Source organism: Clostridium sp. AF21-20LB, assembly GCF_003478795.1.
GTDB classification, from domain to species: Bacteria; Bacillota; Clostridia; order Lachnospirales; family Lachnospiraceae; genus Otoolea; species Otoolea fessa.
In genome coordinates, this window is sequence record NZ_QUGD01000020.1 from 17,786 (window position 1) to 44,605 (window position 26,820).

The following is a 26,820-nucleotide window of genomic DNA, read 5'->3' on the forward strand; positions in this document are numbered from 1 at the left end:
CTGGCTTGCGCGGCTGCTCCCACTTTACGATTATTTAGCTATTTTTACGGCTGATCATCGCTCTCTTTCTCAGAGTCGGATCAAGAATCTTTTTACGGATTCGTAAGCTGGTCGGGGTGATCTCGAGAAGTTCATCGGTATCGATGTAGTCGAGGCACTGCTCCAGGCTCATGATTTTCGGCGGAACAAGGCGGAGGGCTTCATCGGCGCTGGAAGAACGGGTGTTTGTCAGCTTTTTGGTTTTGCAGACGTTTAACTCGATGTCTTCCGGTTTTGCGCTCTGTCCGACAATCATGCCGGAGTAAACTTTAACGCCCGGTCCGATGAACAGGGTTCCGCGCTCCTGGGCATTGAACAGACCGTAGGTGATGGACTCGCCTGCCTCAAATGCAATCAGGGATCCCTGTTTGCGGTAACTTAATTCGCCCTTGAACGGTGCATAGCCGTCAAAGCTGGTGTTTAAGATACCATTTCCCTTTGTATCGGTCATGAACTCGCCGCGGTAGCCGATGAGACCTCTGGACGGAATCGAGAACTCCAGTCTTGTGTATCCGCCGCCGATCGGGCTCATGCCCTGCAGCTCGCCTTTACGGCTGGTCAGCTTCTGGATAACAGCACCGGTAAAGTCATCCGGTACGTCGACGTAAGCGATCTCCATCGGCTCTAATTTGCGGTTTCTCTCGTCATATTTGTAGAGTACCTCCGCCTTGCTGACTGCGAACTCAAAGCCCTCGCGGCGCATATTCTCAATCAGGACGGACAGATGCAGCTCGCCACGGCCAGATACCTTGAAGCAGTCAGCGGAGTCTGTCTCCTCTACACGCAGGCTGACATCGGTATTCAGCTCCCGCATCAGACGCTCGCGGATGTGGCGGGAAGTGATGAATTTACCTTCCTGACCTGCCAGCGGGCTGTCGTTTACCATGAAATCCATGGAAATGGTCGGCTCAGAAATCTTCTGGAACGGAATTGCCTCCGGTTTCTCCGGTGAACACAGGGTATCACCGATGTGGATATCTGCGATACCGGAAATCGCTACGATCGAACCAATCTTTGCTTCCTGTACTTCTACTTTATTCAGACCTTCAAACTCATAGAGCTTACCGATCTTAACTTTGCGGAACTTGTCCGGCTCATGATGGTTGACGATGACGCAGTCCTGATTTACTTTCAGGTAACCGTTGTCGATCTTACCAACGCCGATACGTCCTACATACTCGTTGTAATCAATCGTACTGATCAGAACCTGTGTCTCTGCATCCGGATCTCCCTCCGGCGCCGGGATGTAATCCAGAATGGTCTGGAACAGCGGCTTCATATCCACATTCGGATCGTCCAGGTTCTTCTTCGCATAGCCAGAACGTGCAGATGCATACAAGAACGGGCAGTCAAGCTGCTCGTCGGATGCATCCAGATCCATCAGAAGTTCGAGAACCTCGTCCACAACCTCCTCCGGACGTGCTTCCGGACGGTCAATCTTATTGATACATACGATAACCGGCAGATCCAGTTCCAGTGCTTTACGCAGAACGAATTTGGTCTGCGGCATCGCGCCCTCATATGCGTCTACCAGAAGGATAACGCCGTTTACCATCTTAAGAACACGCTCTACCTCGCCGCCGAAGTCCGCATGTCCTGGTGTATCGATAATGTTGATCTTGGTGCCGTTGTAATTAACAGCCGTATTCTTGGACAGAATCGTGATACCTCTCTCACGCTCAATATCGTTAGAGTCCATGACACGATCGACTACTTCCTGATTGGCACGGAATACACCGCTCTGGCGGAGCAGCTGGTCTACCAGCGTCGTTTTACCGTGGTCAACGTGAGCGATAATTGCAACGTTTCTGACATCTTCCCGTTTCATTTTCATATCTGCTTACTCTCTTTTCTTATGATGATTCATTACATGTACTAATTAATAATTATTTTCTGTCACAGACAAGCATCCTGCCGTTTCGTCTTTGGCAAAGGATCCGCCCACAAAATAATACAGCTTGTTATTTTAGCATTTTTTTATCCATTATTCAATCTTTTTTTTACAATAAAATGATTTTTCCGTCATCCATGCCAAAATAAACTTCATCCAGTTTTTCGATCCGGCATCTTCCATTTGTGCCCTCTATGAGCTTCTTCTCCGCTGCTCCCGCCTGGTCAAACGGCACCAGGATCGTCAGATCCACGCCCTCGCCGTACTCGCTGTCCAGAATCGGCAGCTCTGCTTCTGCCAAAATGTACTGCACCTTTCCAAGCCCGCTGTAGTCTGTCCCGACCTTCCATTTGCGAGCCAGGCATTTTTCCAGAACCACACAGTTTTTAAGACCTTCCTGGACCGCGCCGCCGTATGCCCGCACCAGTCCGCCGGTTCCTAAAAGTGTCCCGCCAAAGTACCGGGTCACAACCGCACAGACGTTGTGAAGCTCGCGTCCCAACAGCACATCCAGCATCGGGCGTCCCGCCGTCTGCGCCGGTTCGCCGTCGTCGCTGCAGCGCGCCACCTCGTTATTTTCTCCGATTGTAAATGCCGAACAATGATGTCTCGCATCCCAATATTTCTTCTTGACTTCCGCAATAAATGCCGTCGCCTCTTCTTCCGATTCCACCGGGCGGATCTCCGCGATAAAGCGGGACTTCTTCTCCACAATCTCGCCCTCTCCGCCCTGATAGACGATTTTATAGCGCTCTTTCATGATTATTCCTCCATCGTAACTGTTCAGTAAATGCGCAGACCTGCTGAACAGTTACCCTCCATCTATACACTACGCATCCTTAAAACGGACGTTTTTTCACTTCTTTAACTGCTTGTAAACCTCAGTTACTGTTCACGCATACGTGCTCACTAACAAACCTTATCTTTTATGATACCGTAAAAAAAACTTCATGACAATAGTATTTATTTATCCTATGAATTTTGATATAATTGGAAATACTGTATTTATTAATAGAATGAACCACTACGAACCCAAAGGAGGTTCTCATGAATTACGGTGTAAAAGCAACCAAGAAACGGATCCGGGCAGCCAATTCCCGGAAGAAGAAATACGCCAACCGGCTGTTTCTGACCTTCTTCAAGACTGCCTTTGTTCTTGTTCTGTTTCTCTGCGTGACGGGTGCCAGCACCTTTATCGGCATGTTTAAAGGCATTCTGGACAGTTCGCCAGACTTCAACCCGGACAGCTTCACCCCAAGCGGATATTTTTCTACTATATATAATAGCGCCGGGGAAGTGACCGACACGCTGGTCGGTTCCAACTCGAACCGAATTGAAGCATCCTACGAGGATTTTCCTCAGGATCTAATTGACGCGTTCGTCTCCATTGAGGACTCGCGTTTCTGGCAGCACAGCGGTATCGATCTGCGCTCCATTTCACGCGCCGTGGTCGGTGTCCTGACAAATAATTATAAAGGCGGCGCCAGCACCCTGACCCAGCAGCTCATCAAAAATACCGTCTTCAACGGTGGTATGGAGACCAGCAAAGGTTCCAAAATCGAACGAAAAATCCAGGAACAATATCTGGCGCTGCAGCTGACAAAAAACGTCGATCGGAAGGTCATTTTAACGAACTATTTAAATACGATCAACCTCGGCAGCAATACGCTGGGCGTCAAAGCAGCGGCGCTGCGCTATTTTAATAAGAACGTCTCCGATCTGACTCTTTCTGAGTGCGCGGTCATCGCCGGTATCACACAGAATCCGTCAAAGCTGAATCCGATCAGCGGCGCGGAGGCAAATGCCGCCCGGCGCAAGGTCATTTTGCAGGCAATGTATGAGCAGGGCTATATCACAAAAGAAGAACAGGAGGAAGCACTGGCGGACGACGTCTACGCCCGTATCCAGAATGTCGACACGGCGCTCAAGGAAAATGAGACACCGTACTCCTATTACACGGACGAGCTGATCAGCCAGGTCACCGAAGCGCTCAAAGAGCAGCTCGGCTATACTGACACGCAGGCGTCCAATCTTCTATTCAGCGGCGGACTGCAGATTTACACCCCGCAGGATCCGCAGATTCAGGCGATCGTCGATGAGGAAGTCAACAATCCTGCCAACTACGACGCGGCTCGCTATTCGGTTGAATACCGCCTTTCCCTGACCCATCCAGACGGGGAAACGCAGCATTATTCACAGGAAACTCTGAAAACATGGCTCCAGCAGGTCAAGGGACAAAGCGGTTTTGACGGGCTGTTTAATTCCGAGGAAGAGGCGCAGACGGCGATCGATGAGTACCGCACCGCCCTCACGCAGGACGGAAGCACCGTTCTCGGTGAATCAGTTACCATGATTTTAGAGCCGCAGACCTCGTTCGTCCTGATCGAACAGTCCACCGGCTATGTCAAGGCAATCAACGGCGGACGCGGACAGAAGACGGCAAACCGCACCTTAAACCGTGCGACCGACTCCCTGCGGCAGCCAGGATCGACCTTCAAGGTCATTTCCTCCTTTGCCCCGGCATTGGATGCCTGCGGCGCGACCCTATCAACTGTTTACTATGACGGACCATACTCTTCCGGTGAAAAAGAGTTCCGAAACTGGTGGGGCAGCGATTACAAGGGCTATCACACGATCCGCGACGGCATTACCTATTCCATGAACATCGTCGCCCTGCGCTGCATGGCGGACACGGTAACGCCGCAGCTCGGTGTCGAATATGCCGAACGGCTGGGAATCACTTCCCTCGTAAGCCAGGATCAGACTCTCTCGACAGCACTCGGCGGTCTGACAAAGGGCGTCAGCAACCTGGAACTGACAAATGCATTTGCGGCGATCGCCAACGGCGGCACCTACACGAAGCCTATCTTCTTTACTAAGATTCTGGATCGCAACGGAAAGATACTGATCGACAATGAACCGGAGACGCGGCAGGCGCTCAAAGACTCTACCGCCTATCTTTTAACCAGCGCGATGCAGGATGTTATGCAGAGCAATACAATGTATACGCGTTCCGGTTCCGGGGTTAAATCGACCGGTACGACAGCGGCGATTCCCAATATGAGCTGCGCCGGAAAGAGCGGTACGACCACCAGCAACGTCGACGTCTGGTTTGTAGGCTTTACGCCGTACTACACTGCCGGTATCTGGGGCGGGTGCGACAATAACCAGCCATTAAAAGGCGGCACTGTTTCAAACGGCGGTACCAGTTACCACAAGCGCATCTGGCGAAATATCATGACACGTGTCCATGAGAGCTTAAGCGACCCCGGATTTACGGTTCCGGACAGCATTGAAACTGCTGAAGTATGCCGCAAATCCGGCAAGCTTCCGGTTTCCGGCGTTTGCAGCAGTGACCCGCGCGGAACGGCCGTCTACACTGAATATTTCGCGAAGGGCACGGTTCCGACCGAGACCTGCGATCACCACACCCGCGTGACGATCTGCTCCGCCTCCGGCGGCATCTCGACTGCCTTCTGCCCGACGAACCAGCAGATTTCCAAGACAGTTATGGTCGTTCCGGAAGACGGCGGAGAAACGGACGATTCCCGCTTCTCCATGCCGGGCGAGTGCAAGATTCACAATGGTTCGTCCACGATCATCCATCCTTCTGAGAGCGCCGATTTCTCAGCTCCGGGCTACAGCCCCGATTCAGATAATCTATCGGCTCCGATCCACTCTGCGGTTCCACGCCCGATGGCGGGAAGTGGACGGAATGGAAATAATATTCCGATTGTCCCGGCGAATCCGGAGCATTAACAGCAAAATAATATATCTGCAAAAAGCTGCTGTAAAAAGTGACATTCATATGCCTCTTTTACAGCAGCTTTTTATTTCCTCAACTGATTTTCTTTTGCTTTGCTTTCTTTTACTTTTCTTTCGTCTTCTCTCTAATCCTTCATCTTGGGTTTGCAAATCAGCGATGACAGATAGCCGAAGATCAACGCCCCGGAAATCCCCGCCGCACCCGCCGTGAATCCGCCGGTGAACAGCCCCAGAACCCCATCCTTGTCAATTCCATCCCGCACGCCCTTCCAAAGCGTATTCCCAAACCCCAGCAGCGGCACTGTTGCCCCGGAACCCGCCCATTTGGCATACGGTTCGTACAAGCCGATCGCACCGAGAATCGAGCCACATACCACCAAAAGTACCATGATCCGCCCCGGCATGAGTTTCGTTTTATCCATCAGAATCTGCACGGCGGCACAGAGAAGTCCGCCGGTCACAAATGCTTTGATATAGTCCATTTTTCTGCTCCCTCTCTAAAGTTTCTTGCAAATACCTATCATTCACCGAACGATTCTTTTCCCTCAAGCACCACTCCATGGGCAATCCCCGGCACATTCCGCCCCTCATTAAAGCTGATCTGGGACAGCAGCGCCCCGGTCGGCACAAACAGGACTCGTTTCCACTCACCCGCCTGTATTTTCGGAAGAATATAGCCGCACAGCACCGCCGCCGAGCAACCGCAGCCGCTCCCGCCCGAATGGGTATCCTGCGTCTTCGGGTCAAACATTTCGATCCCGCAGTCCATATGGATGCTGGAAATATCCTGTCCTGCCTCGCGCATAAAATCAAGCAGGATCTCCTTCCCCACCATTCCCAGATCGCCAGTGATGATCCGGTCATAGTCAGATGGTTTCCGATTAAAATCACGGAAATTCTGCAAGATTGTGTCTACCGCCGCCACCGCCATTGCCGCTCCCATGTTCATGGAATCGCGCATCTGCATATCGACGATCTTTCCGGGGGTGGCAGCTGGGATACAAGGTTGAAATTTGGGATGCAATTTTTCCTGTCCAGCATTTTTCAGTGATTCTGACGCATTTTCTTTCGCTCTGCGCCCATCTTTCCCTTCACTCTTCTCGATCATCACACACCCGCACCCGGTCACCGTCCAGGTTGTGGACTGCGGTCTCTGATTCCCATACGCCAGCGGAAACCGGAACTGCCGTTCTGCCGATGCAAAATGGCTCGACGCCAGCGCCAGAACCCGATCCGCATAGCCAGCCCCTGCTGCCATCGCCCCCAGAATCATCGCCTCCCCCATCGTCGAGCAGGCACCGTAAAGCCCGAAAAACGGGATATCAAACGACTCCACACCAAACGAGGTCGCCACAATCTGTCCCAACAGGTCTCCCGCAAACAGGCAATTCACATCCGCTGCCTGTCTGCCCGCCTTATCCAGACATTTCTGCACCGTCTGGCGCTGCAATTCACTCTCCGCCTCCTCCCACGACTTTTTCCCAAACGTCGGATCCGGCTCCACCCGGTCAAAAAAACTTGCCAGCGGTCCCTCGCCTTCCGTCTGCCCCACGATCGATGCCGCCGATGTGATGATGGGCGGATGCTCAAACTGGATGCTTGATTTACCTGCCTGCATAAAATTCCTCCTGAAACATAAAAACATTGTCAAAAATATACTGTTCAAACTTTCGCTACAATCTCAGTATTTACACAAACATACATTTTTATGTTTTCTAGTAATCTGTATTCCTCGCAGGCTTCATTCACCCGTTTTTACCATATTATTAATACTGCACCGCCGCCAGTTTCTCTCTCAGTTCCTGCGGATCCTGGGACGCATCGACTGCCGTCTGCGGTGTGATCACGCCCTCTTTCGCCATACGGATCAGAAAATTATCCATCGTAATAGAGCCCTCTTTTGCACTAGAAAGCAGATAGCTCTGCATCTGCGGTGTTTTTCCATCGCGGATCAGATTCCGGATCGCCGGCGTGAGCATCATAAGTTCACAAGCTGCCGCCCTGCCCTGGCCGCCCGCCCTCGGCACCAGCTGCTGTGACAGCACCGCCCGCAGCGTCATCGAGAGCTGCATCCGGATCTGCGGCTGTTTATCCTCTGGAAAAACACCCACAATCCGGTCAATGCTGTCGATTGCCGAATTGGTATGAATGGTGGAAAAAACAAGATGTCCCGTCTCCGCCGCCATCAGCGCCGTCTCGATCGTCGCCGGATCACGCATTTCTCCAATCAGAATGACATCCGGGTCCTCACGGAGCGCCGCATAAAGCCCCTTATCATAGCTCTCTACGTCCACGCCCACCTCGCGCTGGTTGATGATCGCCTGCGCCGGTTCATAGACATACTCGATCGGGTCTTCCAGCGTAATCATATGGAGCGGACGATTCTGGTTGATCTCATTTAAAATTGCCGCCAGCGTCGTTGACTTGCCGCTTCCCGTCTCGCCGGTTACCAGAATAATGCCTTTATTCCAGCTTGAAAACTGATTCACTGCTTCCGGAAGCCCCAGCTCCGACAGGTTCGGAATCGTACTGCCCAGAAGACGGATCGCCGCAGAGAGCGCGCCCTGCTGCCGGAACAGATTCACACGGAGACGCCGTCCCGCAAACGAAGCACTAAAATCCAGCTGTCCGATCGCCTCGATCTGATCTGCCGCATTGCCTGCCAGCTGGCGTCCATATTCCTCACAATCCTCACGCGTCAGCCCGCCATCCGTCAGCGTCTCGATTCTGCCGTCAATTCTGCATTTTGGCGGCAGCCCTGCAATCAGATGCACATCCGATGCCCTTTTTTCAGCTGCCAGCGCGATTAATTCCTCGATTCCATACATACCATCTGTCTCCTCTTCTCTTTCTGCACCATTTACAGCGCCAGCAGCGTCCGGATCACCTCGTCCACCGTCGAAACACCCTCTTCTACCAGCTTCTGCGCGTGTTCCAGCATCGGAACATACTGGCTCGCTCTTCTGGCTGCCTCTAAGAAACGTGTCCGGTCAGCTCCTTCCAGAATGCACCGGCGCAGCTCCTCCTGAATCAGCATTACCTCAAACACACCGATTCTGCCCCGGTATCCCGAATGGAAGCACTGATCGCATCCGGCTCCTTGCCAGTATAATTTTCCAGGAATCTCCGGGATTCCTGCCATCTCAAGTGCTTTTTTCGGCGGCTGAATCTGGGTCTTGCAGTTCGGACAGATTTTTCTCAGCAGACGCTGGGAAATAACGCCACGCAGTCCCGCCGCAATCAGGTATGGCGCCACGCCCATATCTCGCAGACGGTCAATCGCCGAGATCGCATCTTCCGTATGAATCGTGGTGATAACGAGATGTCCCGTCATTGCCGCACGCATCGCGATCTCCGCCGTCTCACCGTCACGGATCTCGCCGACGCAGATGATATCCGGATCCTGACGCAGAACGGAGCGCAGACCCGATGCAAAGGTCAGCCCCACTTTTTCATTGATCTGCACCTGTGTCGCGCCCTTGATATGGTATTCCACCGGATCCTCCAGTGTAATCAGGTTGGTCCGATCCGAAAGAAGTTCGCGGATCAGCGTATACATCGTCGAAGATTTACCTGATCCAGTCGGTCCTACAATCATGATAACTCCGGAAGTAAGCCCTAAAAGCGTATCAATCTTTGCATCCTCCACTGCCGGAATACCGATACCGCGGCGGTTCAGCGTCTCCTCATTTCGTTTCAGAATACGGATAACCACTTTTTCTCCATACAGGGTCGGAAGGGTGGATATACGCATATCAATATCTTTCCCTCTTAAAGGCATCACCGCACGACCATCCTGCGGAATTCTTTTTTCAACAATATCAAGCTGGGACATGATTTTAAGTCTCGAAATGACCGAATCCTTGAGTTCCGACGGGATCGTCATGATCCGGTGAAGCTGCCCGTCGATACGCATCCTGACGACCATCTCCTCCTCCGTCGGCTCAAAATGGATATCCGAAGCATCTTCCGAAATGGCGCGCTCAATAATCGAATTGACCAGGCGGATCATCGGCGTCACATTCTCCTGTCCTTCTCTTACCGCCGTCTGCCCCTGACGCACCTCTTGCGCCGCTGCCGTCTCTGCCTGCATCTGCGCCATCGCTTCTGCCGCGCCCTCGTTGCCATACAAAATATTGATCGCACGCTTCACCGCCGGTTCAGAGGCGATCATCGGCACAATTCTCTTTTTGGAAGTATGCTGTGCTTCCTCAATCGCCATGAAGTTCAGCGGATCCGCCATTGCCAGATAGAGCTGGTCTTTGGAAATACGCACCGGTACGATCGTCATCTTCTTTGCCAGATTTTTCGGCACAAAACGCGACATTTCCGGGCTGATATCGACCCGTGTCAAATCAATATAGTCAATGCCCAGCTGCATGCGAAGCGCATCGATCAGCTGACCTTCCGTGATATAATGATGCTTGATCAACGTTGTTCCCAGACGTTCTTTCTCCTTCGCCTGATAATCAAGCGCCTCTTTAAGCTGTCCTTCTGTGATCAGTCCCAGCTCCAAAAGCATGTCTCCCAATCGCTTTGTACGCATTCTCTCTACCTCCCTATAAATATGGATCTAGTTATTCAGCCATTTTACTGCGGAAATCCCGGATCCGGTCAAAGCAGTCCCGATCCATCTCGATCGCCGTCTGATTTCCAGTCGTCACAATCCACGCTTCTTCCAGAAGCCGCCGGATGATCCGCGCCGCCTCTTTCTGATCCTCTGCGGTCGTCTCACGGATCTCCTCTGTCCAACGACGGATCTGTACAATATCCAGGCCATTGTACGCATACTGCATCGCTGCCATCCGCCGTCCCAGGCATCCGCACGGCGCCGTCGCATTGCCGTAACTGCTTAAAATATAGCCATTCCGATCTGCCTCCGAAAGCTGCAGTTTTTCCAATACACCCGCTGCCGCCCGGATCGCCTCGATCGTCTCACTGACCTTCGGATCCCGGTATGTACTCGCCACGATCCGGTCCATCGTCGGCGTAAATGCAAACGACGCGCTGTAGGCGCCACCTTGAAAACGGAGCTGCGGCACAAAATACCGGTCATCCAGCGCATTTACATACGGAAGAATCCGCCCGGAAAATCCATCTACAGCGCTCAGCTCTGCCGAAAAGACGGTATACTGGCTGGAGCTCTCCACAATTACCGCCTCCCTGCGCGCCGGAACCGGGAAGGTATACCCAGCATTTTCCCCTCTGTTTTCCGTTTTATTTTCATGGTCTGACATCTGTTCTCCCCGCAGATTTCCCAGAATCCGCCCTGCACAGTTCCGCATCCATTCCAGTTTTTCCCTCGGTGCAACATGAAGGATCGTCACCGCTGTTCCATGCAGGATGCGGTCGCGCACCTCCTCCATCTTCTCTGCCAGCTGGAAGATCGCTGCATCCTCCTGTTCCAGTCGCCCGCGCAGTTTTTTCAAAAACTCATAAAACGCCTGTCCGCCGACATATTCCTGATACCGCGTATTGATGCTATAGCCCGATGCCGCCAGACGCACCGCCAGCGAATACGCATCACTGCGCGACTCATCACAGGACGGAATCGTCTCATCCAGTGCCTGAAGAACCGCATTCTTATCTCTCCACAGTGGATGTGATAAGAGTTCCAACAGGACATACAGGCTCTCTTCATAATCCTCCGCCATCCCGTACCAGCTCACCGCCAGCGTCGGATGGCTGTTTCGTCCCGCCCGAACCTCCGGATGTCCCTCATTCATGGAAAAATCATGCAGATAGCGCTCAATCTGATTTTCCTTTTCCATTCTGCCATACCGGGCATTTTCAAGCTCTGAAACAAACATTGTATATAAAGGAATGTAAAAACGGTCCTCTTCCGGCACGCCGCTCAAATCCAGGTATAAACGGTTATAGCTGATCGCTTCCAGATCCGACGGCGATTCATAGACCGAAATCCCATTTATCTCATATATCTGATATTCCGGCGTCTCTTCCGGCGGCGGAAGCTCATCGACCCGGATCATAAAATCCGCATTCGAACACTCCGACGCATTCCACGCATCAAAATCCAAGGTCTTCGCAATCAGCGTATCCAGCTCTGCCTCGCTCATCTCCGCCTTCATCTGCGCCAGATACGCGTCGCGCTCCTGCTCCATCGCCTCTGCCATCCCCGGCGTCGGAATCGTCGTGACAAGAACCCGCCGCTTCGCCGCGCCAAGCTCTGCCGCAAACCGGCGAATCTCCGCCTGTGCCGTCCCTGCATCCAGAGAATCATAGGCTGCCGCCTCATCCGCATACACATCCGCATCGCCCGTCAATGCCCATTTCAGGCTGACTTCCGGCACGATCGAATCCACAAATACATCCGTATCTTCGCCTGCCGTATAATCATGTATCGCCCGCGCCTTGAGCGCCGTCTCCACCACTGACGGGTCGATCCCGCGCTCCTGCATCTCGCATAATGTCTCATCCGACACCTGCCGGAACCGTTCTGCATCCTTCGGACTGCTGTCTGTCATTTCGAAAACAAAAAATGGCTTTTCTGCTCCATCATCACCGATGCACTCGCATCACAATGGATGCCCGCCATCCGCAGCTTTTCCCTGAAAACCGATCCATCCACATTCATCATTCCCGCAATGATGCTGTACTGGATCAGCTTTTCCCATGAAATGCCGCTCAGATCCATCGCATACGATACCACCGCCGCATTCTCCGATGCGTCTCCCCGGTAAGCAGGACTGGGAACGGTTGCCTGACGGAAGAATGATTCTCCCCCATTTTCCAAACCATCTGGCTCGGGGCTGTAAAACGCACTCATCCCTATATTCTGCATTTCCTGTTTTTCCTGTCGCCCGCTGCCTGACTGGAAACTCCATCCGTCTTCTTTTCCATAGCTTTTCTTTGCATCACATAGATACTCTTTATCCAGGAATGCCAGAAACCGTTTCCAGTCCAGATCCCCATACAACAAAATCAGAGCATTATCGAACCGATAAAATCGATCATACATCTCCATCGTATGTTCATACGTCAGATCCTTATAAAAACGGTGCGCCTGTCCATTCGCATTTGCCGCCGTCTCCCCCGGATACAGCGCCCGCAGGATATTCCGCAGTGCCTCATTATCTGTATCATTCAGCATGCCGAAATCCTCGCTGTACACCGTTCCTGCCAGCGTAATCGGGCTTTCGCGGTCGCGCAGCTCATAGCGGACCGCTTCACGGTCAAAAAAGCGGCGTTCCCGCCGGATTCCCGGCGCTTTCATGCAGCTTAAATACACATCTGCCATCTTAAGCAGCTGTTCCTCGCTCTGGCTGCACACCGGATATGCCGTAAATGGTATATAGGTAAATGCATTTACAAATGTGTGGTATGTCTTGCTGCAAAGATCAAAAAAAATATCCTTACTCGGATATTTATCAGAGGAAGCAAGTACCGAATGCTCAAACACATGATTCGTGTCCGTCTCATCCAGATGCGGTGTCCGATAGGAAATCGAGAATCCCCGGTTTGTATCTTTATTTCTGATATAAAACAGGGACGCCCCGCTTTTCTCATGTTCAAAATACAGTGTCTGCGCTCCCAGCGCCTGCAGTTTTCCCACCTGTTTCAATGTAAAACCTGCTGTCTGAAATCCCGGCTGCAGTCTCCCATCTGCCGCCCTCCACTGCTTTGTACCTGCCATTCTTTTATCATGCCTCCTGCCATCATTCGTCTGCTGTCTTTTCTCTATATCTATTATACAAGAGCACGTCCTATATTTCCATAAAAAAAAGCACATCCGGTTCTCTCTGTGTTCCGGATGTGCTTCTCTGATTCATAAATCTATTATTTATTCTTTCCGCAGCACTTCTTATATTTCTTACCGCTTCCGCATGGACACGGATCGTTCGGGTAAATCTTATGTGTATTGCGGACTGTGCCAGATGCCTTCTGCTCGCGGTACAGCTCTGTTCTTCTCTCCTCAGTCAGGATTGCATCCCACTGCGGAAGCTCATACAGCCAGGTAGCCTTTGCCTCTACCATGTTGTAATATAACTTCTCCGGGTCGATCTCAATCTTAACCTTGGTATCCTCATCCATGGTCTCGATCGGGTTCTCATAGCCCTTTAAGCTCTCATTGATTCCATCCAGGAAACCGGTCATGATCATAACTTCGGTATCATACTTCTCAGCCAGTTCCTTAACGGTACCTTCTACAACCTCAGTCGGGTTTGCAAGAATCTGCTCGTAAATGCCTTTCTCAATCGTAAAATATCCAGACCAGAGTTCCTCTTTCTTTTTATCATCCAGCCCGTCACCATATGCCAGATTGCGCCAATTTTCTAACAGTGTCATCGGTAATTCCTTCCTTTTTTCGTTCTTTCATTACTATAATAACATAGTATATTTAAGTATATAACAAGTTGGGGGGATTTGCAAGGAGGAAAACTGGCATCTGCCTATTTTATCGCATAAGCAAACGTATCACTCATTCCGTATCGCCGCCAACGGACTCAGCTTCATTGCGCGCATCGCCGGGAAGAATCCGGCTGCCATGCCGATGATGATGGCAAATCCTACCGATGGAACTGCCAGCCAGATCGGGATCACGGACAGTTTTCCATCCATTCCATATAAAAAAGTCGCTGCCAGAAACTGGTTGATCAGCACGGAAACCATAAAACTCAGCGTCAGTCCGATGAGTCCTCCCATGAAACCGATAAAACCTGCCTCAATCAGAAACATATTTCGGATGGTTGCAAGGGAACATCCCAGCACTTTCAGCACGCCAATCTCCTTCGTCCGCTCATAGATGGACATCATCATCGTGTTGGCAATGCCGATCGCAGCTACCAGCAGGGAAACAGCGCCGATGCCGCCGAGGGCTGCCTGGATCATGTTGGACTGCTGTTTGGACTGTTCCAGCCATTCCATCTGGCTGTTTGCCTCATAGCCCATGTTGCTGATGGCTTTCTGTACCTCTATTACATGATCCATATCGTCCACATTGACCGTCGCTTCCTCATATACAAAATAATTGTACGGTTTTCCTTTTTTATTGGTCGGCTGACCCGGAATCGGCTTTTTCTTGAACACCTGTTTTAGCTGTGTCTTGAGCTTATCCAGATCAACGTAGACGCCGTAGCTATAATCACTCCACTCATCCGGTCCGCCTGCGACCAGACCGGCGGTTTTCAGCATATATTTCTTCGGAGCCGCCACCTTCTGGCTGCCGTCATCACCGCCGGAATTACCCTTAGACTGATAGTAGGCATCCGTGTCAAAGATCGTGAACATCGGCTTATTGATAAAATCGATATCCGGCATCTCTCCGGTGTCCCAATAGCCTTTTCCCGTCTTAGCATTGCTGAAATTCTGCGCGACCATGTTTCCGACCACCATCTCCATATCCTTCGTTTCGGCAGTCGGCAGACTTCCTTCCCCCAGCTTGATATTCTTCATTGCTCCCAAGGGGATCCCATGCAGCTGCACATTTCCCTCGTAGACACCCTGACGCATAATCACATTCAGGTTCAGATCCGGATAAGCACTTGTCACATGCGGAATCTTCTCAAATGTCTTCATCGTCTCATCCGTCATAAAGCTGTCCTCTGGATTTTTCTTATCGCTGGAATTTCCATTGTCATAATTATACACCTGAATCGCGGTCAGGCTTCCATAGGAAGAATACTGTTTGATGGTAAATTCTTTCAGTCCTATTCCGATGGAAACCATGACAACGATCGATGCCGTACCAATCACGACTCCCAGAACCGTCAGAAAGGTACGGAGCTTTCTGCGAAACAGGTTGTTGACGCTCATCGTCAGCAGATCACTGAATCTCATTTTCACCGGTCCTTTCTATTTTTTCTTTCTTTTCAGATGATCGTTTTGTTCTTTTTCAACGTCCTTTGTTTCGTCTTCCGATACATCTGCTGTCGTCATTTCCGGCTCGCCCAGCTCATTGTCCAGTTCCTCTTCTAATTCGTCTTCAAGCGCCTTTTCTCCTGCTATTTTCTTCTTTTTCCTCTTCCAGACAACTACACCGACACCTGCGCCCACCAGCGCAGCGATCACAAGCATCGGAGCGATCCGCCCAGCGCCGCCCGCTTGCGCCGCATCGGCATCTGCATCCATGCTGTTGTCCATTCCATCCATGCCGTCCATCCCGTCATCGGAAAACGCCTCACTCACGTTCAGAAGCATTTCTTTTTCAATCTCTGAAACGACTCCATTTTCATCCTCATAGGAAATGATAATCTTCACTTTTCCATCATCGGTTGTCGGCGCAATCGCGGTCAGCATCGTATCGACATTGCCGGTTTCGCCCGGCTTGATATTTCCCACGTAAGCGTCAGATGGTTGGATAGAATCTGCCTCAAAACGCGCCATAACATTGTAAAGAATTACTTTTCCGGTGTTGTTGATGCCAAACATGACATTCGTCTCAGAACCAACCTCGATCGCATCCGGCATCACATCGATCGTGCTGGTGTTCAGCCGCGGCTCCTGTTTGACCGGGAGGGCAATTTTGACTTCTTCCTTGGCATTTTTAAATTCCGGGCTGTCGTACTGCTCCTGAATCGTCATGCGGTATGATTTCTGCTCCGCCGTCGGCGCCGCCTTGAACACCATCGAGAGATCCGCCGTCGCCCCCGGCGCCATGTTATTGACAACTACGGAGGTGGAACCGCTCTCAGATGTAAAGATCGGCGTATTTTCAACTTCTTCCGAAGCAAATGTAAACATAATATTGGAAGCTGCCACATCCGAAGACGCATTCTTCATCCGCACACGCAGTTCAAACGGCTGTCCGGCATAGATCTCTGCCGGGATCGTCTCGAAGCTGTCCACGATGATACGCGACTTGGTTCGATCCTGCTCGCCCGCATCCGCCGACAGCTCATCGTCATCTTTTCCCTTGACGCGCACATAAAATACCTTGTCCACCGGCTCCGAAAACTCGCCGCCCTCTTCTTCGCGGTATGTAACCAGATAGTGAATCGGGAAAAAGCCCGATTTTACGTCCTCACGCACCATCATGCTGTACGGAACCGTCACCATCTGCCCCGGTTCCATATCCCCCATCTTGCGGTTATAGTTGCCCTCATTGATATCAAACGGGAATTTCGTAATATCTGCGTCAAGCTGCATATCCACGCGGACATCGTAAACCTTTTTAAGTCCCGTATTGGTCAGGTTCACGCCAAAATCCATGACCTGATTGTACCCCGCATACGGTGTCTGCTGGTTATCGCCGATGGAAAAATCGTAATCCAGCTTCGTGTTGTCGTCTTCCTCGGTGGAGGAACCATCGTAGGCGGATACCCAGATGTTGACACCAACCGCGGTCTTATCCTTTCCCTTTTGTCCAATAAAAAAGAACGCCTGATAATAGCCGGCCGGTAAATCTCTGCGTAGTTTATAACTTAAACTAACAGTTTTTGAAGTACCTGCTTTTACATTTATAGCTTTTGGCTTAAATGAATTTGAATCCGTTTCAAACGGAAATGATTTTGAATACCATCTGATAGCATCGCTATCATCACTCTCATCCGCATCATCGGATTCTCCAAAATTTTCTGTCATTAAATCATCAAATTCTTCCGCATTTGCCAGCCAAATTTCCTTTAATTCCTGATCCCTTTTCTCATGTATATTATGAACCGTCATCTTAATCGAAATTTTATTTCCGGCCTTTCCGTGCGGCACTTTGCTGACGGTAATTAAATCATCGTTATATTTTGTCATATCCAGCATTTCCGCCTGCGCCGTCCGGCTTCCTCCCACCGCCAGCACCGCAAAAAGCAGCAAAAACACCGCCCATCTCTTCCACTTTCTCATACCTCTCATTTTTCATACCTCCATATCCGCTCACATTAAATGCTGCTTTTATCAATTTCTCATTCTATCGTCAGCATTCCTGTGTTTTAGCCTTCTAAATTTCAGACACAGCCAACACTCTATTTTTATCTGTCTATTCCATATCTGCTCCGTCTTTCGCTCTCTTAAATTTCCTCTATTTTCCCATCTTCCTTGCCCATTTGCCGATTCTCCTCTATCTTCACAATCTTACCATCGATAATATGGAAGATCCGGTCCGCATACGCCGCCAGATGGTTATCATGCGTGACCATAACCAGGGTCTGGTTCTGTTCCCGGACGATCCGCTGCATCAGTTTCAGCACATCCATCGTCGTGTGCGAATCCAGATTTCCCGTCGGCTCGTCTGCAAAAATGATCTCTGGATGTACCACCAGCGCCCGTGCAATGCCGACACGCTGCTGCTGCCCTCCGGACATCTGGTTCGGCATATGATCGCCGACTTTTTCCAGTCCGACCATTTTCAGATATTTTTCCGCCATCTCCCGGCGCCTGCCGCGCGGCACACCGCGGAAGGACAGCGGAAGCGCTACATTTTCAACCGCATTCATCGTACCGAGCAGGTTATATGACTGGAAGATAAATCCGACCCGCTCCCGGCGGAATGCCACCAGCTGGTTCTCGTTTAATTTTTCTATGTGCTGTCCGGCTATGACAATCTCGCCCTTCGTCGGCTTCTCCAGCCCCGCCAGCATATTCAATAAGGTAGATTTACCCGAACCGGAGGTACCTACAATCGCACAGAATTCGCCACGGTACATCGTAAAATCAACGCCGTTCAGCGCGTATACCTTCGTCTCGCCGACGCGGTAGACTTTATATAGATTTTTCACCTGTATGACAGGTTCCCGTTTCCGGAATTCATTCTTCCCCGGCACTTTCCGCTCTTCCATCAGCCTTCTCCATTTTCTAACTTATTTCATGCTCCTGAATATTCCATCGAAATCCATTCCTGACAACCTGGATTTATACAAGTTTCAACCATTGCAATTCCAGTTCTTCTTTCTACATTATACCGGATTTGTTTCAATTCTCCTACCTTATTTTTCTTAATGTTCCTTACGCTTTTCTTACCAGATTTTTCTCCCTGTCTGACCGTTCCTTACGCTAATCCATTTTGCCCTGGAAAGTCATTTTTATTTCCTATTTCATCGCAGGTAATCTTCCAGCCGTCATCACATTGTCCATATTTTCTATCCCCCCTATTCATATTTTTTATATCACAGATCATTAAAAGCTATAGCAATCCATCTGGAAATGTTTTATAATAGTTGGGAAAAATATGCTAATACGAATAGAGAAGGAGAATCAAATGAGACATTTGCTGAATCCACTGGATTTTTCCGTTGAGGAGATCGACCAGCTTCTGGATCTCGCTTCCGATATCGAAGCCAATCCAGCCAAATATGCACACGTCTGCGACGGAAAGAAAATCGCGACTCTGTTTATGAGCCAAGCACCCGTACACGCTTAAGTTTTGAGGCTGCTATGCTGAACTTAGGGGGACGGGTTCTTGGCTTTGCTTCTGCCGATTCAAGCTCTGCTTCCAAGGGCGAGAGTGTGGCAGATACCATCCGCGTTATCTCCTGCTTCGCAGATATCTGCGCGATGCGCCACCCGAAGGAAGGTGCGCCGATGGTTGCTTCCCTGCACTCTTCCATCCCGGTTATCAATGCCGGCGACGGCGGTCACCAGCATCCGACGCAGACCTTGACCGATCTGATGACGATCCGTTCTTTAAAAGGACGCCTGAACAATTTAACAGTCGGTCTGTGCGGCGATTTGAAATTCGGACGCACGGTTCACTCCTTAATCAATGCGCTGTCCCGCTACACAGGCATCCGTTTCGTCCTCATTTCCCCGCCGGAACTGCGCGTCCCGGATTATATCATTGAGGATACACTGAATGCAAAGGGAATCGAGTACAAAGAGGTTGAAAACCTGGATGAGGCGATGCCGGAGCTTGATATTCTCTACATGACACGTGTCCAGAGAGAACGTTTCTTCAACGAGGAAGATTACATCCGTATGAAGGACTGCTACATTCTCGACAAAAAGAAAATGGAGCTTGCCCGTGATGATATGTTTGTGCTCCATCCGCTTCCGCGTGTCAATGAGATTTCCGTTGAGGTGGACAACGACCCGCGTGCCGCTTACTTCAAACAGGTCCAGTACGGCGTATACGTCCGTATGGCTCTGATCATGACTTTACTGGAGGTGGAAAAACCATGTTAAATATCAGCGGATTAAAAGAAGGTTTTGTTCTGGACCACATTCAGGCAGGACGCAGTATGGATATTTACTTTAAACTGGGGCTGGACAAGCTGGACTGCCAGGTGGCTATCATCAAAAATGCGCGCAGCAGCAAGATGGGACGCAAGGACATCATCAAGATCGACGGCAGCCTTGATCTGGTAAATGTTGATGTGCTCGGCTACATCGATCACCGTATCACGATCAACATCATCAAGGATGGAAAAATCGTAGAGAAAAAAGATGTCAAGATGCCGAAAAAAATCACAAATGTCATCCACTGCAAGAACCCGCGCTGCATTACCTCGATCGAGCAGGAGCTTCCGCATATCTTCTATCTCGCGGATGAGGAAAAAGAGGTATACCGCTGCCAGTACTGTGATGAGAAGTATTCGCTGTAAATTCTCCTGAATATATCAAATGAATATCAAAAAAGCCATGAACGACTTTTCTGTAGATTTACAGATCATAAGCGATTTCATGGCTTTTTATTATTTTCCAGATTATAGATTCCAAAAGTGCCTACCCTTGAACATCTTAATTCCAGAACTCTGTCTTACCTTCCAGCCCGATACTCTCAGCCTTGAAGCACGGATTCTTGCCTTCCTTTTTCTGCACCAGGTAATCATCCAGACATTTGAGCGCTGTATTTCCCAGAATCACGATAACCGGCAGGTTGATGATCGCCATGATACCCATGAGGACATCCGCGAGATCCCATACCAGACCGAACTGGAGCTGTGCGCCAATGAAAACAACTACCACCGCAAACAGGCGGAACACATTCATTTCTTTATTTTTCAGCGTGCGGCCTGCGATGTAGTTGAGACATCCCTCACAGTAGAACAGGTTGCCGAGCAGCGTCGTGAATGCAAACAGAAGAAGTGCAAATGTGATGAAGTACGGTCCAATCACACCAAATACTGTTCCCAGCGATTCCTGTACGAACGGAGCACCTTTCAGCTCTTCCGACGGAACGATGCCGGTGCAGAGACACATCATCGCAGTTGCCGTACAGATGAGGATCGTATCGATGAAAACGGAAAGCATCTGTACCAGTCCCTGCTTAACCGGATGGCTGACATTGGCTGCTGCCGCCGCGTTCGGTGCAGAACCAACACCCGCCTCGTTGGAATACAGACCTCTCTTGATTCCCTGCATCATGGCAGAACCTGCGAATCCGCCGAAGATCGCCTTGAAATCAAAGGCATTGGAGAAGATATTGACAAACACTTCCGGTAGTCTTCCGATGTTTAAGAACATGACCGCAACTGCCATCAAGATGTAGAAAACGCCCATAAACGGAACCAGCACACCGGTAATGCGGACAATCTGTTTTCCGCCGCCTATGATACAGATGCCGACCAGAATCGCCAGAATGGCGCCGCCGATCATCGGAACCAGGCTCCTGTCCCCCATCATAAATTGATGGTAAAAGCCGTAATTCGACATGCTGTCAATCAGGTTAAAGGACGCCAGCATATTAAAACCGCCAGCATAAGTAGCAATCAGGGCAATCGCGAAGACAACGCCCAGCGCACGGCTCTTCAGCGCCGCCTCGATATAATAAGACGGACCTCCGTAGCTTCCGCCGGATGCGTCGCGCTTCTTATAAATCTGTGCCAGCGTGCTCTCAACAAAAGCCGATGCGCCGCCCACAATCGCGATCAGCCACATCCAGAACACCGCGCCGTAACCGCCGATCGCGATCGCATTGGCTACACCTACGATATTGCCTGTGCCGACGCGGCTCGCCGTCGATACCATCAGCGCCTGAAATGCGGATACGGAGTTGCTGTCTGTCTTTTCTCCGACTACCCGGATTGATTCCGGAAGCAGACGGAGCTGTACGAAACGGCTTCGGAGTGTGAAATACAGTCCGACCGCCAGCAGCATGATAATCAGCAGATAGCTGTACATAACATTGCTGATCACACCAACGAGTGATGCAAATCCTTCTAACATAAAATTTCCCCCTTTTCTTTTGTATGCAATATAGAAAAAAGAGCCGCTGCCGGATAAAGATGCTCTTTGGTATCTGCATTCGGCAACAGCCCTCTTAAATGATTTGAGCAAAACGGTAAGCCGGGTTATGTCGTTGAATGGTCATCTATCTAGTCCTGCTGTCGCCAGCAGGCTCAAGCGACCTACCCGAGAGCAGACGGGCCGCCTTGCGCTCTCTGTTCGGTCTTGCTTCGGATGGGGTTTACATGTGCCCCGGCTGTTACCAGCCGGGCGGTAGTCTCTTACACTGCCCTTCCACCCTTACCCGGTAAACCGGGCGGTACATTTCTGTTGCACTGTCCTTGGAGTCGCCTCCACCAGACGTTATCTGGCATCCTGCCCTGTGAAGCCCGGACTTTCCTCACCTGCAGCCTTTCGGTTCTGCAGCCGCGACCATCTGTCTTACTCAAAACATCCTAACTCTACCATATTTTCAGGCATTTGTCCAGTCAATCATACTTTAAAACAGCTTCCGCCGATAAATTCGCGCACAATCGAATTGTGCGGCACCTGTTCGCTGCTGACACCCAGAAAATAATCGAGAAATTTGAGCAGCCGCTTCGCCTCGTTGTACTCCGCCGAATCACGCGGAACACTATATAAGATCGGCTCCGCATACTGTTTGAGCACCGAAAGCTCATATAAAAACGCAGAGTTGAACATCGCATCCGCCTCTTCCTGATACGGGAAAATATTCCGCTCCTCGCCCCGGCGTACGGAATCCCACATCCGGATCGTGTCCTGTGCCGACGCACCGCGCGTTCTCGCATCGCGGACCATCCGCCGGATCAGACGTCCGTCCGTCGTCGGAACTCGGTTGTGATCGTCGATATTTAACTGGGTCAGCGCACTGATATAGATCTTAAATTTCTTATCACGCGGCAGTGAATACGACAAATCATCATTCAGGCAGTGGATTCCCTCGATGACCAGAATATCCTCCGCCCCAAGCTGCAAAAAATCGCCCTTATATTCGCGCTCGCCCTTGACAAAGTTGTAAACCGGCAGTTCCACGCGTTTTCCCGCCAGAAGTTCTTCCATATCTTCATTAAACTGTTTCACATCGATGCAGTTTAATGCCTCATAATCGTAATTTCCATTTTCATCCCGCGGGCTGTCCACACGGTTGACAAAATAATTGTCCACCGCGATCGGATGCGGTTTCATTCCCAGCGCGCCGAGCTGAATCGACAAACGGTGTGAAAAGGTCGTTTTTCCCGAAGAGGACGGTCCTGCAATCATGATCAGTTTGCGTCCGCTCTCATAAATCTGCTCCGCAATATCTCCGATCTTCTTTTCCTGCAGCGCCTCCTGCATCAGGATCAGGTCGTTCATGCGCCCCCGCGCGATCGTATCGTTGAGTGTTCCCACGTCAAACACACCGAGCTTGTGACCGAGCTTTTCCGCCTCCTGCTGGACATCAAACAGTTTTTTCTGCGGATGGAACGGCTGAATCGCCTTCGGCTGCTTCTTGTTCGGCAGACGCAGGATAAATCCTTCCTCGTACATCTGTAAATCAAAATATTTGAGATACCGGGTGCTCATGACCATATATCCGTAGAAATAGTCGTCATAATCGCCAAGCCGGTAAACATTGACCCGCGACGCCCGCCGGTAATTGAACAAACGCGCCTTGTCATACATGCCCTGCTCCTGGAAATGATCCATCGCCTCATCCGTATTTTCACTCCGTTTCTGCAACGGCAGATCCTGCTCAGACAGGCGCTTCATCTCCGCTTTCACACGGTCTAACAGCTCCTGGCTGAGTGTTACCCCGCCTTCCACCTCCACATACAGACCATTTTCAACAGAAAAGCAGACCGTGATATTTTTCACATTTTCCCTGCCTACCACATCCTGAAAGGCTTTCATCATCAGAAAGACGGCACTTCTCTGATATGCCAGATAGCCAGCCGTATCTGCCGCTGTGATAAATTCCATCTGGCAGTCCTTCTGCAGTGTTTTATGCAGCTCCCGCAGCCGTCCATTTACCGAGACCAGAAGAATATCATTCTCGTAATTCTTCTGATATTCCTCCGCAATCTCCGCGTAGGCGGTTCCCTGCGGATATGTTTTTATCTCACTCCCAATCCGTACCTCCGGCATGTAATCCCCTCCCTAAACAATCTGGATTGGAAACGCCGGTTTTTCCCGCACAACCTTCACGGCATCACCCAGCTTCCTCATCAGATATTTCTCCATAAATTCTGTAAAAATGTGTTCAATTCCATAATGTCCGGCGTCAATGACCGCCATGCCCTGTGCAACCGCGTCGATTCCTTCATGGTGGCTGATATCTCCTGTGATATAAACCTGCGTCCCGGCTGCCAGTGCCTCTCCCATCGTGCTTCCTCCTGCGCCCGGGCAGACCGCCGCTTTCTGAATCACTGCTTCACCGTCCAGCTCACCGAAGACTGCCGCATACGGCAGGCCAAATGCCTCCTTGACCTGCTCGGCAGCTGCCCGCAGCGTCATCGGCTGTTCGAAGCGTCCAGTGCATCCGATTCCGTAGGAAGTGCCGTCTCCGGTCTCTCCCATTTTCTCTAAAACTTCACAATCCGTCAGTCCCAGCTTCTTTGCCGCCAGATCTGCCATGCAGCCCGGCGCTGCGTCGAAATTCGTGTGCATCGCATAGTAGGAAATATCATCCTGAATCATCCGCAGGCTCTTCTGCCGATGAAATTCTGATCGGACACCTGCTTGATTCCTTTGAAAATAAGCGGATGGTGCGTCAAAATCATATCCGCCCCCGCCTGCTCTGCCTGCTCAATCACAGAATCTGTGGCGTCCACCGCCAGAAAGATCGTATTCACTTCCTTCCCGCTGCGCCCCGCTAAAAGCCCCGGATTGTCCCAGTCACATGCCATGCTGCGCGGCGAAAGTGTTTCCAGGATCTTGATAATCTCACTGCATTTCATGTCTCGTCTCCTCTATCAGCGCCAGATAGGCGGTCAGTTCGTTGATGCGCGCTGCTCGGCGGCTGATCGCCGTCTCTCCCGCTTCACTGGCTTCTAAAGTTTCCTTCTTGTTCTGGGCATCATTTTCTGTCAGCCCTGCCAGCACCTGCCGCGTTATCTTCTCTTCTTTCTCCAGATACGCAAGCAGCACCGGATCTTTCTTCCGGATCAAATCGGCTCCAAAACGGTAATCCTGCTCTCTCCCCGGCCGCATCGTGCCTCGCGCCGCTTCTATCACTATGTAATATTTTCCCTCGTCCGTCAGCACCGCTTCCCGGAGAATCGAAAATCCCTGTTCTTCCAGAAAATGACGCACTTCGTCCTGCTCCGACTGCGGCGACAGAATCAGGCGTTCTTTTCCCTCGCTCCAATTCTCCCACACATGGCGTCCCTGTTCCAGAATCCGGCAGGTCAGTTTTCCGCCCATTCCGGCGATCACAACTGTGTCTGCCTCGCCTGCCTTCAATTTTGCCAGTCCGTCTGACAGGCGCAGTTCAATTTTCCCGGAAAGCCCCACCTCTTCCACGTGTTCTTCCGCCCGCTCCAGTGGGCCTTTCCGCACATCCATCGCCAATGCCGACGGGCACACGCCCTTCTGCACCAGCCAGATCGGCACATAACCGTGATCGGTGCCGATATCTGCTACCCGGCTGCCCGGCTGTACAAAAGAAGCGATCCGTTCCAGACGCTTCGAGAGTTTTACTTCTGTCCGCATGATTTATTCTCCTGTGTTCTATTTTTTATTTCTTCTTTCCAGATCATTCATCCAGATAATCCTTCAATTTTTTGCTCCGGCTCGGATGGCGCAGCTTCCGCAGCGCTTTCGCCTCGATCTGGCGGATCCGCTCGCGGGTGACATTGAACTGCCGTCCTACCTCTTCGAGCGTGCGCGGTCTGCCGTCGTCCAGGCCAAAGCGCAGACGCAGCACCTTCTGCTCCCGCTCGGTCAGCGTATCGAGCACTTCCATGAGCTGTTCATGCAGCAATGTATAGGTTGCCGCATCGACCGGAACCTGCACATGATCGTCCTGAATGAAATCGCCCAGATGACTGTCTTCCTCCTCGCCGATCGGTGTCTCCAAGGAAACCGGATCCTGTGAAATCTTCATGATCTCCCGCACACGCTCAACCGGCATCTCCATCTTTTCCGCGATCTCCTCCGGGGTAGGTTCCCGTCCAAGTTCCTGTAAAAGCTGTCTGGAAGTCCGGATCAGACGGTTGATCGTCTCCACCATGTGAACCGGAATCCGGATCGTCCGCGCCTGATCCGCGATCGCGCGCGTGATCGCCTGACGGATCCACCAGGTTGCATAGGTGCTGAACTTAAATCCTTTTGAATAATCATATTTTTCAACCGCCTTGATAAGACCCAGATTTCCTTCCTGAATCAGGTCAAGGAACTGCATACCTCTGCCGACATAGCGCTTCGCAATGCTGACAACCAGGCGCAGATTCGCCTCCGCCAGACGTTTTCTGGCATTTTCATCTCCCAGCTCCATCCGCTTCGCCAGTTCAATCTCCTCTTCCGGGGAAAGCAGCGGCACTTTTCCGATCTCTTTCAGATACATCCGGACTGGATCATCGACTGACGCCATCCGGGATGCTGAGATCCAGGTTGTCCACATCGATCGGCTCCTCCTCCTCGCCGTCTTCAAAAAGTTCTGGCTCCATGTCCTCATCGTCATCCATCCGGAGAACATCTACATGATGATTTTCCAGAAAATCATAGATCTGATCGAGCTGTTCCGGGCTCAGTATCTCACCATGGAAATAATTCAATATTTCTTTATTGTCCAGTACATTTTTCTTTGTTTTTGCCAATTCCAGAAGCTGTGTGAGTTTTTCTTCAAATGTAACTTTTTTCTCTTCCATAGTTCGTCCTTCCTTCCATCCTCAGAATCTGCCCGACCATTTCCAATTTTGTTACTGAACACGCATACGTGTCCAGTAACGGAATTTGCCGTGGCTTCGCATTTCAATACGGCAAATTCCTGCTGCCACCACGTTTTCTTACGGCACTTTCGGTTCCAAAAGTGCCTACCCGTGTACAGTAACCCAATTTTTCCCAATCCGCAA

The 26,820-nt window shown here is 50.9% G+C and carries 19 protein-coding genes, 1 other RNA gene and 2 pseudogenes; 3 read left to right on the forward strand and 19 right to left on the reverse strand.

Annotated features, from left to right (window positions below):
• Nucleotides 1-34: 34 nt before the first annotated feature.
• Entirely contained in the window at nucleotides 35-1,873 is a 1,839-nt protein-coding gene (gene typA, locus DWX76_RS10335; RefSeq protein WP_117795171.1) for a translational GTPase TypA, read from the reverse strand.
• 166 nt (nucleotides 1,874-2,039) lie between these two features.
• Nucleotides 2,040-2,690, reverse strand: coding sequence for a YigZ family protein (locus DWX76_RS10340; protein WP_107001536.1), 651 nt, complete (start codon nucleotides 2,688-2,690; stop codon nucleotides 2,040-2,042).
• Between the two features lie 287 nt (nucleotides 2,691-2,977).
• On the opposite strand from DWX76_RS10340, the gene DWX76_RS10345 reads away from it, so the two are divergent.
• Nucleotides 2,978-5,689 (forward strand): transglycosylase domain-containing protein, encoded by a 2,712-nt coding sequence (locus tag DWX76_RS10345; RefSeq protein WP_118570614.1) that lies wholly within the window; start codon nucleotides 2,978-2,980, stop codon nucleotides 5,687-5,689.
• 131 nt (nucleotides 5,690-5,820) lie between these two features.
• Here DWX76_RS10345 and DWX76_RS10350 read toward each other — a convergent pair whose 3' ends face one another.
• From DWX76_RS10350 to DWX76_RS10395, 10 genes are all read right to left on the reverse strand, one after another.
• Nucleotides 5,821-6,177 carry a SpoVA/SpoVAEb family sporulation membrane protein gene (locus DWX76_RS10350; protein ID WP_022359528.1) on the reverse strand — a complete coding sequence of 119 codons (357 nt, stop codon included), beginning with the start codon at nucleotides 6,175-6,177 and terminating at the stop codon, nucleotides 5,821-5,823.
• Between the two features lie 38 nt (nucleotides 6,178-6,215).
• A complete protein-coding gene (locus tag DWX76_RS10355; protein ID WP_118570615.1) occupies nucleotides 6,216-7,313 on the reverse strand; it encodes a stage V sporulation protein AD in 1,098 nt (365 codons plus the stop codon).
• 148 nt (nucleotides 7,314-7,461) lie between these two features.
• Entirely contained in the window at nucleotides 7,462-8,523 is a 1,062-nt protein-coding gene (locus DWX76_RS10360) for a type IV pilus twitching motility protein PilT (protein WP_118467476.1), read from the reverse strand.
• Nucleotides 8,524-8,555: 32 nt separating this feature from the next.
• Nucleotides 8,556-10,241 (reverse strand): GspE/PulE family protein, encoded by a 1,686-nt coding sequence (locus DWX76_RS10365; protein WP_118570616.1) that lies wholly within the window; start codon nucleotides 10,239-10,241, stop codon nucleotides 8,556-8,558.
• Nucleotides 10,242-10,272: 31 nt separating this feature from the next.
• Nucleotides 10,273-12,180, reverse strand: a complete 1,908-nt coding sequence (locus DWX76_RS10370) for a hypothetical protein (RefSeq protein WP_118570617.1) — start codon at nucleotides 12,178-12,180, stop codon at nucleotides 10,273-10,275.
• Complete coding sequence (locus DWX76_RS10375) at nucleotides 12,177-13,349, reverse strand: hypothetical protein (RefSeq protein WP_118570618.1); 1,173 nt, start codon at nucleotides 13,347-13,349, stop codon at nucleotides 12,177-12,179. Before DWX76_RS10375 ends, DWX76_RS10370 begins: the two co-directional genes overlap by 4 nt.
• 143 nt (nucleotides 13,350-13,492) lie before the next feature.
• Entirely contained in the window at nucleotides 13,493-14,002 is a 510-nt protein-coding gene (locus DWX76_RS10380; protein ID WP_022359524.1) for an SEC-C metal-binding domain-containing protein, read from the reverse strand.
• A gap of 129 nt (nucleotides 14,003-14,131) precedes the next feature.
• Nucleotides 14,132-15,493 (reverse strand): ABC transporter permease, encoded by a 1,362-nt coding sequence (locus tag DWX76_RS10385; RefSeq protein WP_118570619.1) that lies wholly within the window; start codon nucleotides 15,491-15,493, stop codon nucleotides 14,132-14,134.
• A gap of 15 nt (nucleotides 15,494-15,508) precedes the next feature.
• Nucleotides 15,509-17,500 carry a CARDB domain-containing protein gene (locus DWX76_RS10390; protein WP_243022537.1) on the reverse strand — a complete coding sequence of 664 codons (1,992 nt, stop codon included), beginning with the start codon at nucleotides 17,498-17,500 and terminating at the stop codon, nucleotides 15,509-15,511.
• A gap of 155 nt (nucleotides 17,501-17,655) precedes the next feature.
• Nucleotides 17,656-18,423: an ABC transporter ATP-binding protein gene (locus tag DWX76_RS10395; RefSeq protein ID WP_118570620.1), complete on the reverse strand. Its 768-nt coding sequence runs from the start codon at nucleotides 18,421-18,423 to the stop codon at nucleotides 17,656-17,658.
• A 419-nt stretch (nucleotides 18,424-18,842) separates the two neighbouring features.
• Here DWX76_RS10395 and pyrB point away from each other — a divergent pair.
• Nucleotides 18,843-19,765 (forward strand): annotated as a pseudogene (gene pyrB, locus DWX76_RS10400) (aspartate carbamoyltransferase).
• On the forward strand, nucleotides 19,759-20,184 hold the full coding sequence (locus DWX76_RS10405; RefSeq protein WP_022359701.1) for an aspartate carbamoyltransferase regulatory subunit: 426 nt from the start codon (nucleotides 19,759-19,761) through the stop codon (nucleotides 20,182-20,184). Before pyrB ends, DWX76_RS10405 begins: the two are co-directional and overlap by 7 nt.
• A gap of 136 nt (nucleotides 20,185-20,320) precedes the next feature.
• Here DWX76_RS10405 and DWX76_RS10410 read toward each other — a convergent pair whose 3' ends face one another.
• From DWX76_RS10410 to rpoD, 7 genes and pseudogenes are all read right to left on the reverse strand, one after another.
• Nucleotides 20,321-21,748 carry an alanine/glycine:cation symporter family protein gene (locus DWX76_RS10410; RefSeq protein ID WP_118523582.1) on the reverse strand — a complete coding sequence of 476 codons (1,428 nt, stop codon included), beginning with the start codon at nucleotides 21,746-21,748 and terminating at the stop codon, nucleotides 20,321-20,323.
• A 100-nt stretch (nucleotides 21,749-21,848) separates the two neighbouring features.
• Nucleotides 21,849-22,196: RNase P RNA component class A (rnpB, locus tag DWX76_RS10415), an RNA gene on the reverse strand.
• Between the two features lie 44 nt (nucleotides 22,197-22,240).
• A complete protein-coding gene (locus DWX76_RS10420; protein WP_118570621.1) occupies nucleotides 22,241-23,893 on the reverse strand; it encodes a nucleoside kinase in 1,653 nt (550 codons plus the stop codon).
• Nucleotides 23,894-23,905: 12 nt separating this feature from the next.
• Complete coding sequence (locus tag DWX76_RS10425) at nucleotides 23,906-24,445, reverse strand: Nif3-like dinuclear metal center hexameric protein (RefSeq protein ID WP_412694049.1); 540 nt, start codon at nucleotides 24,443-24,445, stop codon at nucleotides 23,906-23,908.
• Nucleotides 24,442-24,705: a Nif3-like dinuclear metal center hexameric protein gene (locus DWX76_RS15150; protein ID WP_412694050.1), complete on the reverse strand. Its 264-nt coding sequence runs from the start codon at nucleotides 24,703-24,705 to the stop codon at nucleotides 24,442-24,444. The genes DWX76_RS10425 and DWX76_RS15150 overlap by 4 nt, the downstream gene beginning before the upstream one ends.
• Complete coding sequence (locus DWX76_RS10430; RefSeq protein WP_118570622.1) at nucleotides 24,692-25,459, reverse strand: tRNA (adenine(22)-N(1))-methyltransferase; 768 nt, start codon at nucleotides 25,457-25,459, stop codon at nucleotides 24,692-24,694. Before DWX76_RS10430 ends, DWX76_RS15150 begins: the two co-directional genes overlap by 14 nt.
• Nucleotides 25,460-25,502: 43 nt before the next feature.
• Nucleotides 25,503-26,616 (reverse strand): annotated as a pseudogene (gene rpoD / locus DWX76_RS10435) (RNA polymerase sigma factor RpoD).
• Nucleotides 26,617-26,820 lie beyond the last annotated feature (204 nt).

Bases quoted from the DNA above. Each gene is read 5' to 3' on its own strand.
- DWX76_RS10385 (WP_118570619.1), bottom strand. From the start codon at position 15,493: ATGAGATTCAGTGATCTGCTGACGATGAGCGTCAACAACCTGTTTCGC.
- DWX76_RS10410 (WP_118523582.1), bottom strand. From the start codon at position 21,748: ATGTTAGAAGGATTTGCATCACTCGTTGGTGTGATCAGCAATGTTATG.
- DWX76_RS10425 (WP_412694049.1), bottom strand. From the start codon at position 24,445: ATGATTCAGGATGATATTTCCTACTATGCGATGCACACGAATTTCGAC.
- DWX76_RS10360 (WP_118467476.1), bottom strand. From the start codon at position 8,523: ATGTATGGAATCGAGGAATTAATCGCGCTGGCAGCTGAAAAAAGGGCA.
- DWX76_RS10340 (WP_107001536.1), bottom strand. From the start codon at position 2,690: ATGAAAGAGCGCTATAAAATCGTCTATCAGGGCGGAGAGGGCGAGATT.
- DWX76_RS10395 (WP_118570620.1), bottom strand. From the start codon at position 18,423: ATGGAAGAGCGGAAAGTGCCGGGGAAGAATGAATTCCGGAAACGGGAA.
- DWX76_RS10370 (WP_118570617.1), bottom strand. From the start codon at position 12,180: ATGACAGACAGCAGTCCGAAGGATGCAGAACGGTTCCGGCAGGTGTCG.
- DWX76_RS10390 (WP_243022537.1), bottom strand. From the start codon at position 17,500: ATGAGAGGTATGAGAAAGTGGAAGAGATGGGCGGTGTTTTTGCTGCTT.
- DWX76_RS10430 (WP_118570622.1), bottom strand. From the start codon at position 25,459: ATGCGGACAGAAGTAAAACTCTCGAAGCGTCTGGAACGGATCGCTTCT.
- DWX76_RS10345 (WP_118570614.1), top strand. From the start codon at position 2,978: ATGAATTACGGTGTAAAAGCAACCAAGAAACGGATCCGGGCAGCCAAT.
- DWX76_RS10365 (WP_118570616.1), bottom strand. From the start codon at position 10,241: ATGCGTACAAAGCGATTGGGAGACATGCTTTTGGAGCTGGGACTGATC.
- DWX76_RS10350 (WP_022359528.1), bottom strand. From the start codon at position 6,177: ATGGACTATATCAAAGCATTTGTGACCGGCGGACTTCTCTGTGCCGCC.
- DWX76_RS15150 (WP_412694050.1), bottom strand. From the start codon at position 24,705: ATGAAATGCAGTGAGATTATCAAGATCCTGGAAACACTTTCGCCGCGC.
- DWX76_RS10380 (WP_022359524.1), bottom strand. From the start codon at position 14,002: ATGACACTGTTAGAAAATTGGCGCAATCTGGCATATGGTGACGGGCTG.
- DWX76_RS10420 (WP_118570621.1), bottom strand. From the start codon at position 23,893: ATGCCGGAGGTACGGATTGGGAGTGAGATAAAAACATATCCGCAGGGA.
- typA (WP_117795171.1), bottom strand. From the start codon at position 1,873: ATGAAAATGAAACGGGAAGATGTCAGAAACGTTGCAATTATCGCTCAC.
- DWX76_RS10375 (WP_118570618.1), bottom strand. From the start codon at position 13,349: ATGGCAGGTACAAAGCAGTGGAGGGCGGCAGATGGGAGACTGCAGCCG.
- DWX76_RS10405 (WP_022359701.1), top strand. From the start codon at position 19,759: ATGTTAAATATCAGCGGATTAAAAGAAGGTTTTGTTCTGGACCACATT.
- DWX76_RS10355 (WP_118570615.1), bottom strand. From the start codon at position 7,313: ATGCAGGCAGGTAAATCAAGCATCCAGTTTGAGCATCCGCCCATCATC.